The 13,784-nt window shown below is 43.0% G+C and carries 10 protein-coding genes; all 10 read left to right on the forward strand.

Going from position 1 to position 13,784, the window contains the following annotated elements:
* The first annotated feature begins 69 nt into the window (after positions 1-69).
* A complete protein-coding gene (locus tag NML69_RS07030) occupies positions 70-1,101 on the forward strand; it encodes a 3-deoxy-7-phosphoheptulonate synthase (RefSeq protein ID WP_254725995.1) in 1,032 nt (343 codons plus the stop codon).
* A 1-nt stretch (position 1,102) separates the two neighbouring features.
* Positions 1,103-2,134: a 3-deoxy-7-phosphoheptulonate synthase gene (locus NML69_RS07035; protein ID WP_049478454.1), complete on the forward strand. Its 1,032-nt coding sequence runs from the start codon at positions 1,103-1,105 to the stop codon at positions 2,132-2,134.
* A 44-nt stretch (positions 2,135-2,178) separates the two neighbouring features.
* Positions 2,179-2,541, forward strand: coding sequence for a holo-ACP synthase (gene acpS, locus NML69_RS07040; RefSeq protein WP_254725997.1), 363 nt, complete (start codon positions 2,179-2,181; stop codon positions 2,539-2,541).
* Positions 2,531-3,634, forward strand: coding sequence for an alanine racemase (gene alr / locus NML69_RS07045; protein WP_254725999.1), 1,104 nt, complete (start codon positions 2,531-2,533; stop codon positions 3,632-3,634). The genes acpS and alr overlap by 11 nt, the downstream gene beginning before the upstream one ends.
* Before the next feature lie 18 nt (positions 3,635-3,652).
* Positions 3,653-5,668, forward strand: coding sequence for an ATP-dependent DNA helicase RecG (recG, locus tag NML69_RS07050; protein WP_254726001.1), 2,016 nt, complete (start codon positions 3,653-3,655; stop codon positions 5,666-5,668).
* A gap of 310 nt (positions 5,669-5,978) precedes the next feature.
* A complete protein-coding gene (locus tag NML69_RS07055) occupies positions 5,979-6,461 on the forward strand; it encodes a thioesterase family protein (RefSeq protein ID WP_254726003.1) in 483 nt (160 codons plus the stop codon).
* Between the two features lie 158 nt (positions 6,462-6,619).
* The gene (locus NML69_RS07060) at positions 6,620-7,600 is read left to right on the forward strand and encodes an acetylxylan esterase (protein ID WP_254726005.1); all 981 of its coding nucleotides are present in this window, start codon (positions 6,620-6,622) and stop codon (positions 7,598-7,600) included.
* A gap of 336 nt (positions 7,601-7,936) precedes the next feature.
* Complete coding sequence (locus NML69_RS07065) at positions 7,937-11,218, forward strand: SIALI-17 repeat-containing surface protein (RefSeq protein ID WP_254726007.1); 3,282 nt, start codon at positions 7,937-7,939, stop codon at positions 11,216-11,218.
* Positions 11,219-11,450: 232 nt separating this feature from the next.
* Positions 11,451-12,149 (forward strand): N-acetylmannosamine-6-phosphate 2-epimerase, encoded by a 699-nt coding sequence (locus NML69_RS07070; protein WP_001135657.1) that lies wholly within the window; start codon positions 11,451-11,453, stop codon positions 12,147-12,149.
* A gap of 114 nt (positions 12,150-12,263) precedes the next feature.
* Complete coding sequence (locus NML69_RS07075; protein WP_084878772.1) at positions 12,264-13,592, forward strand: extracellular solute-binding protein; 1,329 nt, start codon at positions 12,264-12,266, stop codon at positions 13,590-13,592.
* Positions 13,593-13,784 lie beyond the last annotated feature (192 nt).

The raw sequence follows: 13,784 nt of genomic DNA on the forward strand, positions 1-13,784 counted from the left end.
GATACAGGCGGATACCTGGTAAAAATCATTTTTTGCTTGGTGTCCGTTTGCTTTATAAGGAGATGAATCATGGTATTTAAAGCTAAAAGTCCTAAAATTAACATTGAAGAAGTTCGCGCCTTGTCTAAATTAGAGGGAGCGGCTCTTGCGAGAAAAAATCAACGTGATCAGGAATTGGAAGCCATCATTCGTGGGGAAGACCAGCGTATTCTCTTGGTGATTGGACCATGTTCATCTGATAATGAAGAGGCGGTTCTCGAGTATGCCAAGCGTCTATCTGCTTTGCAAGAAGAGGTCAAAGACCGTATTTTTATGGTTATGCGTGTCTATACAGCTAAACCTCGTACCAATGGGGACGGCTATAAGGGCTTGATTCATCAACCAAATGCGACAGAAGCTCCTAGCTTGATCAATGGGATCAAGGCTGTTCGTCAGCTCCACTACCGTGTGATTACCGAGACGGGAATGACAACAGCGGATGAGATGCTTTATCCTGAAAATCTTCCGCTGGTGGATGATTTGATTTCTTATATGGCTGTTGGAGCCCGTTCTGTAGAGGATCAACAGCACCGTTTTGTAGCGAGTGGAGCAGACTTTTCAACAGGATTTAAAAATCCAACATCTGGAAATCTTAATGTTATGTTTAACGGGATTTACGCAGCGCAAAATAAACAGAGTTTCCTTTTCCTCGGTAAAGAGGTGGAAACAACGGGGAATCCATTGTCCCACGCCATTCTTCGCGGAGCCTTGAACGAATACGGGAAAAATATTCCTAACTACTACTATGACAATTTGATGGATACCATTGATCAGTATGAAAAGATGGGCTTGGAAAATCCCTTTATCATCATCGATACCAATCATGACAATTCAGGCAAGCAATATATGGATCAAATCCGTATCGTTCGTCAGACCTTGATTAACCGTGACTGGAATGAGAAAATCAAGAAATATGTTCGTGGTTTTATGATTGAGTCCTATCTAGAAGATGGACGTCAAAATGAGCCAGAAATTTTTGGTAAGTCTATTACAGATCCGTGTCTAGGATGGGACAACACAGAAGCACTTGTTCGCGAAATTTACCAAACGCTAGGAGAGTAAGATGGCATTTATCGAAAAAGGTCAAGAAATTGATATTGAAGCAATCAAGGCTGCGACCCAGTTGTCACCTGAAGCCTTGCGAAAGAAAGAAGCCCGCGATAGAGAGTTGGCAGCCATTATCTCGGGTGAGGACGACCGAATCCTTTTGGTGATGGGGCCTTGTTCTTCTGACAATGAAGAAGCAGTACTCGAATATGCTCGTCGCTTAGCCGACTTGCAGAAAAAAGTTGCGGATAAAATCTTTATCGTAATGCGTGTCTATACGGCTAAACCTCGTACTAATGGAGATGGCTATAAGGGCATGATTCATCAACCAAATACCAGCGAAGCGCCTAGTCTCATCAATGGTTTGCAGGCTGTTCGTCAGCTGCACTACCGAGTGATTACCGAAACTGGATTGACGACAGCTGATGAGATGCTTTATCCGTCAAATCTCGTTTTGGTTGATGACCTGGTCAGCTACCATGCTGTAGGGGCTCGTTCAGTGGAAGACCAAGAACACCGCTTTGTAGCCTCTGGGATTGATGCTCCGGTTGGGATGAAAAATCCAACATCTGGAAATCTTGGGGTCATGTTTAATGCTATCTATGCAGCTCAAAACAAGCAAACCTTCCTTTACCATGGCCAAGAAGTGGAAACTTCAGGAAATCCTTTGGCCCACGTTATCCTTCGTGGTGCCATGAACGAATATGGTAAAAATGAACCCAATTTCTACTATGAAACCCTCTTAAATGCCATCAATCGCTATGAGACTATGGGACTTGAAAATCCCTTCATTATCATCGATACTAATCATGACAATTCTGGCAAGCAATATATGGAACAAATTCGCATTGTTCGTCAAGCCTTGCTGAATCGTGATTGGAATGAAAAGATTAAAAAGACGGTTCGAGGCTTTATGATCGAATCTTACCTAGCAGATGGTCGCCAAAATCAACCAGAGATCTTTGGTTGCTCCATAACGGACCCTTGTCTAGGTTGGGAAAATACAGTAGCCTTGGTAGAAGAAATTTATACTACCTTAACAAAATAAGTGAAAAGGATGGAGTTGGGGGAATCTCAGCTCCTTTTGTGAGTATGATAGTTGGACACGGAATTGACATCGAAGAATTAGCTTCGATAGAAAAAGCAGTTACACGACGTGAGGGCTTTGCCAAGCGCGTGCTGACTGCTAAAGAAATGGAGCTCTTTACCAGTCTCAAAGGGCGCAGACAGATCGAATACTTGGCAGGCCGCTGGTCAGCTAAGGAGGCCTTTTCCAAGGCTATGGGGACAGGAATTGGCAAACTGACCTTTCAGGATTTGGAAGTTTTGAACAATGAACGCGGGGCTCCCTATTTTAGTCAGGCACCATTTTCAGGAAAAATTTGGCTATCGATCAGCCATACAGATCAGTTTGTGACAGCCAGTGTCATTTTGGAGGAAAATCATGAAAGCTAGTCCACATAGACCAACCAAGGCTCTGATATATCTGGGAGCTATTCGACAAAATATTCAGCAAATGGGGGCTCATATCCCTGAAAGAACGCTCAAGTGGGCAGTGGTCAAGGCCAATGCCTATGGTCATGGGGCAGTAGCTGTTGCCACAGCTATTCAAGATGATGTTGATGGATTTTGTGTTTCCAATATTGATGAAGCCATCGAGTTGCGTCAAGCAGGTATAAACAAGAAAATTCTCATCTTAGGAGTTTCTGAGCTAGAAGCTGTTTCTCTAGCAAAAGAATACGACATCATCTTGACAGTGGCAGGATTGGAGTGGATTCAAGCACTCTTAGCTAGGGAGACAGATTTATCTGGCTTAACAGTTCACCTCAAGATTGACTCAGGGATGGGACGGATTGGCTTCCGTGATTCCAGTGAGGCAGAGCAGGCTCAAGCCTTGCTCCAACAACACGGTGCTCGCGTTGAGGGGATTTTTACCCACTTTGCTACTGCAGATGAAGAATCAGATACCTATTTTAATACCCAGTTAGAACGATTTAAAGCTATTTTGGCAAGTATGAAGGAAGTTCCAGAGCTGGTTCATGCCAGCAATTCGGCAACGACCCTCTGGCATGCAGAGACTATTTTCAATGCAGTCCGTATGGGAGACGCCATGTATGGTCTCAATCCAAGTGGAGAGGTCTTGAACTTACCCTATGATTTGACTCCAGCCTTGAGTTTGGAGTCTGCCCTTGTTCATGTCAAGACAGTTTCAGCTGGAGCTTGCATGGGCTATGGAGCGACTTATCAAGCCAATAGTGAACAAGTCATTGCGACGGTGCCAATCGGCTATGCGGATGGTTGGACACGAGACATGCAGAATTTCTCTGTCTTGGTAGATGGTCAAGCTTGCCCAATCGTCGGACGAGTATCTATGGACCAAATTACCATTCGTTTGCCTAAGGTTTACCCACTAGGAACAAAAGTAACCCTGATCGGCACAAACGGTGACAAGGAAATCACAGCAACTCAGGTAGCGACCTACCGTGGAACCATTAACTATGAGGTGGTTTGCCTCCTCAGCGATCGCATTCCGAGAGAATATTATTAAAAAAGAAAGGAGTGGAGCATGAATCTACATCAACCCTTGCATGTCTTGCCTGGTGTGGGGCCAAAGTCAGCAGAGAAATACGCCAAACTAGGAATTGAAAACTTGCAAGACCTCTTGCTCTACTTTCCTTTCCGTTATGAAGATTTCAAGACCAAGCAGGTGATGGAGCTGGAAGACGGAGAAAAGGCTGTCCTGTCTGGTCAAGTCGTAACTCCTCCAAGTGTCCAGTATTATGGTTTTAAGCGCAATCGTCTGCGTTTTAGTCTCAAGCAGGGAGAAGTCGTTTTTGCGGTGAATTTTTTTAACCAACCCTATCTGGCTGATAAGATAGAGTTGGGAGCAACCCTGGCTGTCTTTGGAAAATGGGACCGTGCTAAGGCCAGTCTGACTGGGATGAAGGTTCTGGCTCAGGTGGAAGATGACCTCCAACCTGTTTATCGTCTGGCTCAAGGAATCAGTCAGGCCAGTCTGGTCAAGGTCATCAAGACAGCCTTTGATAAGGGGTTGGACCTCTTGATAGAGGAAAATCTTCCCCAGTCTTTACTGGATAAATACAAACTCATGTCCCGTTGTCAGGCTGTCCGTGCCATGCATTTCCCCAAGGATTTGGCAGAATACAAGCAGGCCCTTCGCCGGATCAAGTTTGAGGAACTCTTTTATTTTCAAATGCAGTTGCAGTCACTCAAGTCTGAAAATAGAGTTCAGGGAAGCGGTCTGGTTCTGAATTGGTCTCAGGAAAAAGTGACAGCCGTTAAAGAAAGTCTTCCTTTTGCCCTGACCCAAGCTCAAGAAAAGAGTTTGCGGGAAATATTGACCGACATGAAGTCGGACCACCACATGAATCGTCTCCTACAAGGGGATGTAGGGAGCGGAAAGACGGTGGTTGCTGGCTTGGCTATGTTTGCGGCGGTGACGGCTGGCTATCAGGCAGCTCTCATGGTACCGACAGAAATCTTAGCAGAGCAACACTTTGAGAGTTTACAGAACCTTTTTCCAGACTTGAAACTCGCTCTCTTGACAGGTTCCTTAAAAGCTGCAGAAAAAAGAGAAGTTTTAGAGACCATTGCCAAGGGTGAGGCTGACTTTATTATCGGAACCCACGCTCTGATACAGGATGGGGTTGATTATGCTCGTCTTGGTTTGATTATCATCGATGAGCAGCACCGTTTTGGTGTGGGACAAAGGCGGATTTTACGGGAAAAAGGCGACAACCCAGACGTTCTCATGATGACGGCGACGCCCATTCCGCGAACATTGGCTATCACAGCCTTTGGCGATATGGATGTTTCCATTATCGACCAGATGCCTGCGGGTCGGAAACCCATTGTGACACGTTGGATCAAACATGAGCAACTGCCTCAGGTGCTGACTTGGTTAGAAGGAGAAATTCAAAAAGGTTCTCAAGCATACGTCATCTCTCCCTTGATTGAAGAATCAGAAGCTCTGGATCTGAAAAATGCCATTGCCTTATCTGAGGAGTTGACAGCTCATTTTGCCGGCAAGGCTGAAGTAGCTCTTCTACATGGTAAAATGAAGAGTGATGAAAAAGACCAGATCATGCAGGATTTCAAAGAGAGAAAAACGGATATTCTAGTATCTACAACTGTTATCGAGGTTGGGGTCAATGTTCCAAATGCGACAGTTATGATCATCATGGATGCCGATCGCTTCGGTCTCAGCCAGCTTCATCAGCTCAGAGGTCGTGTTGGTCGGGGAGACAAGCAGTCTTATGCTGTTCTTGTGGCTAATCCCAAGACGGACTCTGGGAAGGACCGCATGCGCATCATGACAGAAACCAATAATGGATTTGTCCTTGCTGAGGAAGATTTGAAAATGCGCGGATCGGGTGAGATTTTTGGAACCAGACAGTCAGGACTTCCAGAGTTTCAAGTGGCGGATATTATCGAAGATTTTCCGATTTTAGAAGAAGCTAGGAAGGTTGCCAGCTACATTAGTTCGATAGAAGGTTGGAAAGAGGATCCAGAATGGCGCATGATTGCTCTCCACCTAGAGAAGAGAGAACATCTGGATTAAGCCTTTTCTAAGAAATCTATAAGCTAGCTTTTAGGTTTGGGTCTTATACTAGAGTCATCAAAAAGAAACGAGGACTCTCACATGACTATTAAAGTAACCTACCAAAAGAAATTCCAAACCGTCAAACTAGAGAAAGGAGCTAGCACCTATTGATACACAGAGAGCGGAAACGCTCTTTTTATTTTTATAAAATGGTCGGCTATAAATCAAACTTAGTCGAGAGATAAAAAGATATTAGTCTCCAAACCTATTTACTCTTTGACTGAAGCTTGATATAATTGCCCCATCTGAGTAAGGAGGAGTGAAAAGAATGTTAGAAACCAGAGCGATTGCTATCCAAGATAGGTATGGAGAACGATTTCAGCATTGTTGGGGATGTGGTCCCAAGAATGATTTAGGCTTACATTTAAAAACCTATCCAAGTATAGATGGAAAGAGTTGTATTAGTCGGATAAAGCTTGAAAATGCTTATACTGGTGGAGTTCCATCAAATGTCTTTGGAGGAATGATAGCGACTATTTTTGATTGTCATGGCACGGCCTCAGCAGCTTGGTTTGCCCATCATCAAAAAGGGTTGGAACTGACGGAATCAACTGTGATAGGACGTTTTATTACAGCTCGCTTGGAGATTGATTACCTTAGTCCTAGTCCAATTGAAGATGAAATTGTGGTTACTTCTACTCTGGAGGAATTAGGGGAAAGAAAAGCAATTATTGCTATGGAGATGACAGTGGCTACTAAAGTCCGTGCCAAAGCCAAAATGGTAGCAGTTGCTGTGAAGGATCATATGTAAAACGGAAGATTAGAAGTTTAAGATTTTAAAACTACTTTCAGATGATAGGTTTGAGGAAAGAGAATATAAATTCACTTTCTGTTTACCGTTCTTTCTTGCATTGCTTTCCTAGATATGCTACAGTTGTGATAGCGATTACAAATCAAAAGGAGCATGATATGAAAAATCCAGCTTTATTAGAAGAAATCAAGACTTATAGAGGGCGAGATGAGGTTCCAGAAGACTTTGATACTTTTTGGGATGGGGAAGTGAAAAAGGTTTCAACTCTTCCAGCCTACCAGTTGGAGGAAAGAGATTTCCATATTCCCCAAGTCAAGTGCTATGAGCTAACCTTTGAGGGAACTAATGAAGGCAAGGTCTACGCACGTGTCGTCCTTCCAAAGAGTGAGGGTAAAGTTCCCCTAATCTTTCACTTTCATGGCTATATGGGACGTGGTTGGGACTGGGCCGACATGCTGGCCTTCACCGTGGCTGATTACGGGGTTGTTTCTATGGATGTTCGAGGCCAGTCAGGTTATTCGCAAGATGGTTTGCGCTCTCCTTTGGGAAATACCGTTAAGGGACATATCATCCGTGGTGCTGTTGAGGGTAGGGATCAGCTCTTTTATAAGGAAGTCTATCTGGATATTTACCAGTTGATCGAAATTGTTGCTAGTCTGCCACAGGTAGATGAGGAAAGACTTTCTAGCTATGGTGCCTCACAAGGCGGTGCTTTAGCCCTGGTTGCAGCAGCGCTCAATCCTCGGATTCAGCGAACAGTTGCCATCTATCCTTTCTTGTCAGACTTTAGACGAGTGCTTGAGATTGGCAATACCAGTGAAGCCTATGATGAACTCTTCCGATATTTCAAGTTCCACGATCCCTTCCATGAAACAGAGGAAGAAATTATGGCGACTCTTGCCTATATCGATGTGAAAAATCTTGCCCATCGCATTCAAGGTGAGGTCAAGATGATTACGGGCTTGGACGACGATGTTTGTTATCCTATTACCCAGTTTGCAATTTACAACCGTCTGACCTGTGATAAGGTCTATCGCATCATGCCTGAGTATGCCCACGAAGCCATGAATGTTTTTGTCAATGACCAAGTTTATAACTGGCTCTGTGGTAGTGAGATTCCTTTTAAGTACGCAAGATAATGAATGAGAGAGCCCAGGATCTCTCTTTTTATGTCCAAAACCTGAAAGTACTTTTAGAAAATTTAAAATATTAAAATATTCTTAAAAGTAAAATCTATTCTGTGAGAACATAGATATAAATATAAGACTTTATTGTATAATAAAGGAAAAATCACTTGTGAAAGGAGGAAAAAGGCTGCTGGGCGCTTAAAGAATGGCTCAGCAGAAAATGGGAGAGGATTGGGAGCTCTCATTAAGTTGGATACTTTCTTGTAAAACTTGTCTCTTGAAGAGACAATAAAAATTTTTAAAGAAAAAAGAAAGCGCTTTATTTTTATGAAAAATGGAAGGACAAACATGAATTACAACTCTTTACATCGGAAACAGCGATATGGAATTCGAAAATTTGCAATCGGAGCAGCATCAGTAGTGATTGGTACAGTAATATTTGGAGTAAATCCAGTCTTAGCCCAAGAACAAGCCAATGCAGCAGGCGCTAGTACAGAAACTGTCGAACCTGGTCAAGGATTATCAGAATTGCCAAAAGAAGTGTCCTCGGGAGATCTTGCTCATTTGGATAAGGATTTGGCTGGTAAATTGGCAGCAGCTCAAGACAATGGCGTTGAGGTGGACCAAGATCATTTGAAAAAAAATGAGAGTGCAGAATCAGAAACCCCATCCTCTACGGAAACCCCTGCAGAAGAAACAAATAAGGAAGAGAAATCAGAGGATCAGGGAGCTATTCCTCGTGACTATTACTCAAGAGATTTAAAAAATGCTAATCCTGTCCTTGAAAAAGAAGATGTTGAAACCAATGCAGCAAATGGTCAGAGAGTTGATTTATCAAGTGAACTAGACAAACTAAAGAAACTTCAAAATGCTACAGTTCACATGGAGTTCAAACCAGATGCATCAGCTCCACGCTTTTACAATCTCTTCTCTGTATCCAGTGACACCAAGGAAAATGAGTACTTTACTATGTCGGTCCTTGATAATACAGCTCTTATTGAAGGGCGTGGCGCTAACGGGGAGCAGTTCTATGATAAGTATACAGATGCTCCTTTGAAAGTTCGCCCTGGACAATGGAATTCCGTGACCTTTACTGTCGAACAACCGACAGCGGAGTTACCTCATGGTCGAGTTCGTCTCTATGTGAACGGTGTCTTATCCCGAACAAGTCTAAAATCTGGTAACTTCATCAAAGATATGCCAGACGTTAATCAAGCTCAACTTGGAGCAACCAAACGGGGCAATAAAACAGTTTGGGCATCAAACCTACAAGTTCGAAACTTAACTGTTTATGATCGTGCTTTAAGCCCAGATGAAGTTCAAACACGGAGTCAGTTATTTGAAAGAGGTGATTTGGAGAAGAAACTTCCAGAAGGTGCGAAAATCTCAGAGAAAGAAGACGTCTTTGAAGGCGGAATGCATAACCAACCAAACAAAGATGGCATCAAGAGTTATCGTATTCCAGCTCTTCTCAAGACTGATAAAGGAACGCTGATTGCTGGAACGGATGAAAGACGTTTGCACCATTCTGACTGGGGGGATATTGGGATGGTTGTTCGTCGCAGCTCAGATAATGGAAAAACATGGGGAGACCGAATCGTAATCTCAAATCCTCGTGACAATGAGCACGCTAAACATGCAGATTGGCCATCTCCAGTCAATATTGATATGGCCTTGGTACAAGACCCTGAAACAAAGAGAATTTTTGCAATTTATGACATGTTCCTTGAGAGTAAGGCGGTATTTTCTTTGCCGGGGCAAGCTCCGAAAGCTTATGAACAAGTGGGAGATAAAGTTTATCAAGTTTTATATAAGCAAGGGGAATCAGGTCGCTATACGATTCGAGAAAACGGAGAGGTTTTCGACCCTCAAAATAGAAAGACAGATTATCGTGTTGTCGTTGACCCTAAAAAACCAGCCTATAGCGATAAGGGAGATTTGTATAAAGGAAATGAGCTAATCGGAAATATTTATTTTGAGTATAGCGAGAAGAATATTTTTAGAGTTTCCAATACCAACTACCTATGGATGTCCTACAGTGATGACGATGGGAAGACTTGGTCTGCACCAAAAGATATTACTCATGGGATTCGGAAAGATTGGATGCACTTCCTAGGAACTGGACCTGGTACAGGGATTGCCTTGCGTACAGGGCCTCATAAGGGAAGACTGGTGATTCCAGTTTATACAACAAACAACGTTTCCTACCTAAGTGGTTCTCAATCATCTCGTGTAATTTATTCAGATGATCATGGAGAAACATGGCAAGCAGGGGAAGCAGTTAATGATAACCGCCCAGTAGGCAACCAAACCATTCACTCTTCAACCATGAATAATCCAGGCGCCCAAAATACGGAGTCAACTGTTGTTCAGTTGAATAATGGGGATCTCAAGCTCTTTATGCGTGGGTTGACAGGTGATCTTCAGGTTGCGACCAGTCATGATGGGGGAGCAACGTGGGATAAGGAAATCAAACGTTATCCTCAAGTAAAAGACGTTTATGTTCAAATGTCCGCTATTCACACCATGCATGAAGGCAAGGAATACATTCTACTCAGCAATGCTGGTGGTCCTGGACGAAACAATGGTTTGGTTCACCTGGCTCGTGTTGAGGAGAATGGTGAGTTGACATGGCTAAAACACAATCCTATACAAAGTGGTAAGTTTGCTTACAACTCGCTCCAAGAACTCGGAAATGGCGAATATGGTTTGCTTTATGAGCATGCGGATGGCAATCAAAACGATTATACTTTATCCTATAAGAAATTCAACTGGGATTTCTTAAGCAAAGACAGAATTTCTCCTAAAGAAGCAAAAGTAAAATATGCTATCCAAAAATGGCCAGGTATTATTGCCATGGAGTTCGATTCGGAAGTATTGGTCAACAAGGCTCCGACCCTTCAATTGGCAAATGGCAAGACAGCAACCTTTATGACCCAGTACGATACAAAAACTCTCCTATTCACAATAGATACAGAAGATATGGGGCAAAGAATTACAGGTCTAGCTGAGGGTGCAATCGAAAGCATGCACAATTTACCAGTTTCTTTAGCTGGCTCTAAACTAAGCGATGGTATTAATGGCAGTGAAGCTGCTATCCATGAGGTTCCAGAGTTCACAGGAGGCGTTAATGCGGAAGAAGCCGCTGTAGCTGAGATACCAGAGTACACTGGACCATTGGCAACAGTAGGTGAAGAACCAGCACCAACAGTAGAAAAACCAGAATTCACTGGTGGAGTCAATGCTGTTGAGGCAGCAGTCCATGAACTTCCAGAGTTCAAGGGTGGTGTCAATGCGGTTCTAGCAGCCTCAAACGAGCTTCCGGAATATAGAGGAGGTGCTAACTTTGTCTTAGCAGCTTCAAATGACCTGCCAGAGTATAAGGGTGGAGTCAATGGCGCTGAGGCAGCAGTCCTTGAAGTGCCAGAGTACAAGGGAGATACCAATCTAGTATTAGCAGCTGCAGACAACAAACTGTCTCTAGGCCAAGATGTGACCTATCAAGCGCCAGCAGCTAAACAAGATGAACTTCCAAATACGGGAAGCAAGGATACAAACTCACTAATTTCTCTTGGCCTTGCGGGCGTCTTCTTATCACTCTTTGCATTTGGCAAGAAGAGAAAAGAATAATAAGTAAAAGCTATTTGAGTAACTCTCAGAAGAGATAGCAGGTTTTAAGCCTGCTATCTTTTTTGACGATATTCAGGTTGATTTGAAATCATAAGAGGCCTGAAACTACTTTCAGGATAGTCTGTTCTATAAAATAGTTTTGAAACTGAAATCTATTCTACTACAAGTTATTGAAAGCGCTTAACAAATGATATATAATAAGCCCATAAGAACAAGAAAGGGAGGAAAGAGGATGCCACAGATCAGCAAAGAAGCCTTGATTGAACAAATCAAAGATGGAATCATTGTCTCTTGCCAGGCACTTCCTCACGAACCGCTTTATACAGAAGCGGGAGGAGTCATTCCCTTGCTAGTCAAAGCGGCTGAGCAAGGTGGAGCAGTCGGTATTCGAGCAAACAGTGTTCGCGATATCAAGGAGATTAAGGAGGTTACGAAACTACCGATTATCGGGATTATCAAACGTGACTATCCGCCACAGGAGCCTTTCATTACAGCTACGATGAGAGAAGTTGATGAACTGGCTGAACTAGATATTGAGGTCATTGCTCTGGATTGTACCAAACGTGAACGTTACGACGGTTTGGAAATTCAGGACTTTATCCGACAAGTCAAAGAAAAATATCCGCATCAACTCTTAATGGCTGATACTAGCACGTTTGAAGAGGGTATAGCAGCGGTTGAAGCAGGAATTGATTTTGTTGGAACGACCCTATCAGGTTATACCTCCTATAGTCCTAAGGTAGATGGTCCAGACTTTGAACTGATCAAAAAACTCTGCGATGCCGGCGTGGATGTCATCGCTGAAGGGAAAATTCATACACCAGAACAAGCCAAGCAAATCCTTGAATATGGGGTGCGAGGTATCGTTGTTGGTGGAGCGATTACTAGACCAAAAGAGATTACGGAACGCTTTGTTGCCGGTCTTAAATAACACAATCTCAAAAAAGAGGAGAGTGGTCGATGCGTCGGATAAAATGAAAACGTATACAAATGTAAACTTGCTCATTATCCAATATGGATACGCTTATCAATTAGGAGAATACAAATGAAATTTAGAAAACTAGCTTGTACAGTACTTGCGGGTGCTGCGATTCTTGGCCTTGCGGCTTGTGGTAACTCTGGTGGAAGTAAAGATGCTGGAAGTTCTAGTAGCGATAGCGGAAAAACAGAAATCACTTGGTGGGCATTCCCAGTCTTCACACAAGAAAAAACGGGTGACGGTGTTGGAACTTATGAAAAATCAATCATCGAAGCTTTCGAAAAAGCAAATCCAGATGTAAAAGTGAAATTGGAAACCATCGACTTCAAGTCAGGTCCTGAAAAGATTACAACAGCCATCGAAGCAGGAACAGCGCCAGACGTACTTTTTGACGCACCAGGGCGTATCATCCAATACGGTAAAAATGGTAAATTGGCTGAGTTGAACGACCTCTTCACAGACGAATTTGTCAAAGATGTCAACAACGAAAACATCGTACAAGCAAGTAAGGCTGGAGACAAAGCCTACATGTATCCAATCAGTTCAGCACCATTCTACATGGCAATGAACAAGAAAATGTTGGAAGATGCTGGTGTAGCTAACCTTGTTAAAGAAGGTTGGACAACTGATGACTTTGAAAAAGTTTTGAAAGCCCTTAAAGATAAAGGCTACACTCCAGGTTCATTGTTCAGTGCTGGTCAAGGGGGAGACCAAGGAACACGTGCCTTCATCGCAAACCTTTATGGCGGTTCTGTAACAGACAAAGACGTAACCAAATATACAACAGACGATCCTAAATTCGTCAAAGGTCTTGAAAAAGCTGCTAGCTGGATTAAAGACGGTTTGTTGAACAACGGTTCACAATTTGACGGTGGAGCAGACATCCAAAACTTTGCGAACGGTCAAACTTCATACACAATCCTTTGGGCACCAGCTCAAAACGGTATCCAAGCGAAACTCTTGGAAGCAAGTAAGGTAGACGTGGTAGAAGTACCATTCCCATCAGACTCTGGTAAACCATCTCTTGAATACCTTGTAAACGGATTTGCAGTATTTAACAACAAAGACGACAAGAAAGTCGCAGCTGCTAAGAAATTCGTTCAATTCATCGCAGATGACAAAGAATGGGGTCCTAAAGACGTAGTTCGTACAGGTGCCTTCCCAGTTCGTACTTCATTTGGCAAACTTTATGAAGACAAACGTATGGAAACAATCAGTGGCTGGACTAAATACTACTCACCATACTACAACACTATCGATGGATTTGCTGAAATGAGAACACTTTGGTTCCCAATGTTGCAATCTGTATCAAATGGTGACGAAAAACCAGCGGATGCTTTGAAAGCCTTCACTGAAAAAGCTAACGAAACCATCAAAAAAGCTACAAAACAATAAGCACTAAGTCAGATTGATTCCCCCCTTTTCCCTGTGCACTATGGTGTAAGAAAAGGGGGACTTTTGTTTGAAATGGTAGGAACTGTCACGAAATTAAAATGAAGTTCTTACATAAGCGAATCTTAAAAAATTTCATTTTGGTTTTAAAACAGTTCAAGAAAATCAAAAACTATTCTATTTGAAAGAGAGGTG

The sequence above is a fragment of the Streptococcus sp. CF8-6 genome (assembly GCF_024295845.1).
GTDB lineage: Bacteria > Bacillota > Bacilli > Lactobacillales > Streptococcaceae > Streptococcus > Streptococcus oralis_BO.

Bases quoted from the DNA above. Each gene is read 5' to 3' on its own strand.
- NML69_RS07030 (WP_254725995.1), top strand. From the start codon at position 70: ATGGTATTTAAAGCTAAAAGTCCTAAAATTAACATTGAAGAAGTTCGC.
- acpS (WP_254725997.1), top strand. From the start codon at position 2,179: ATGATAGTTGGACACGGAATTGACATCGAAGAATTAGCTTCGATAGAA.
- NML69_RS07055 (WP_254726003.1), top strand. From the start codon at position 5,979: ATGTTAGAAACCAGAGCGATTGCTATCCAAGATAGGTATGGAGAACGA.
- NML69_RS07060 (WP_254726005.1), top strand. From the start codon at position 6,620: ATGAAAAATCCAGCTTTATTAGAAGAAATCAAGACTTATAGAGGGCGA.
- NML69_RS07070 (WP_001135657.1), top strand. From the start codon at position 11,451: ATGCCACAGATCAGCAAAGAAGCCTTGATTGAACAAATCAAAGATGGA.
- NML69_RS07075 (WP_084878772.1), top strand. From the start codon at position 12,264: ATGAAATTTAGAAAACTAGCTTGTACAGTACTTGCGGGTGCTGCGATT.
- alr (WP_254725999.1), top strand. From the start codon at position 2,531: ATGAAAGCTAGTCCACATAGACCAACCAAGGCTCTGATATATCTGGGA.
- recG (WP_254726001.1), top strand. From the start codon at position 3,653: ATGAATCTACATCAACCCTTGCATGTCTTGCCTGGTGTGGGGCCAAAG.
- NML69_RS07035 (WP_049478454.1), top strand. From the start codon at position 1,103: ATGGCATTTATCGAAAAAGGTCAAGAAATTGATATTGAAGCAATCAAG.
- NML69_RS07065 (WP_254726007.1), top strand. From the start codon at position 7,937: ATGAATTACAACTCTTTACATCGGAAACAGCGATATGGAATTCGAAAA.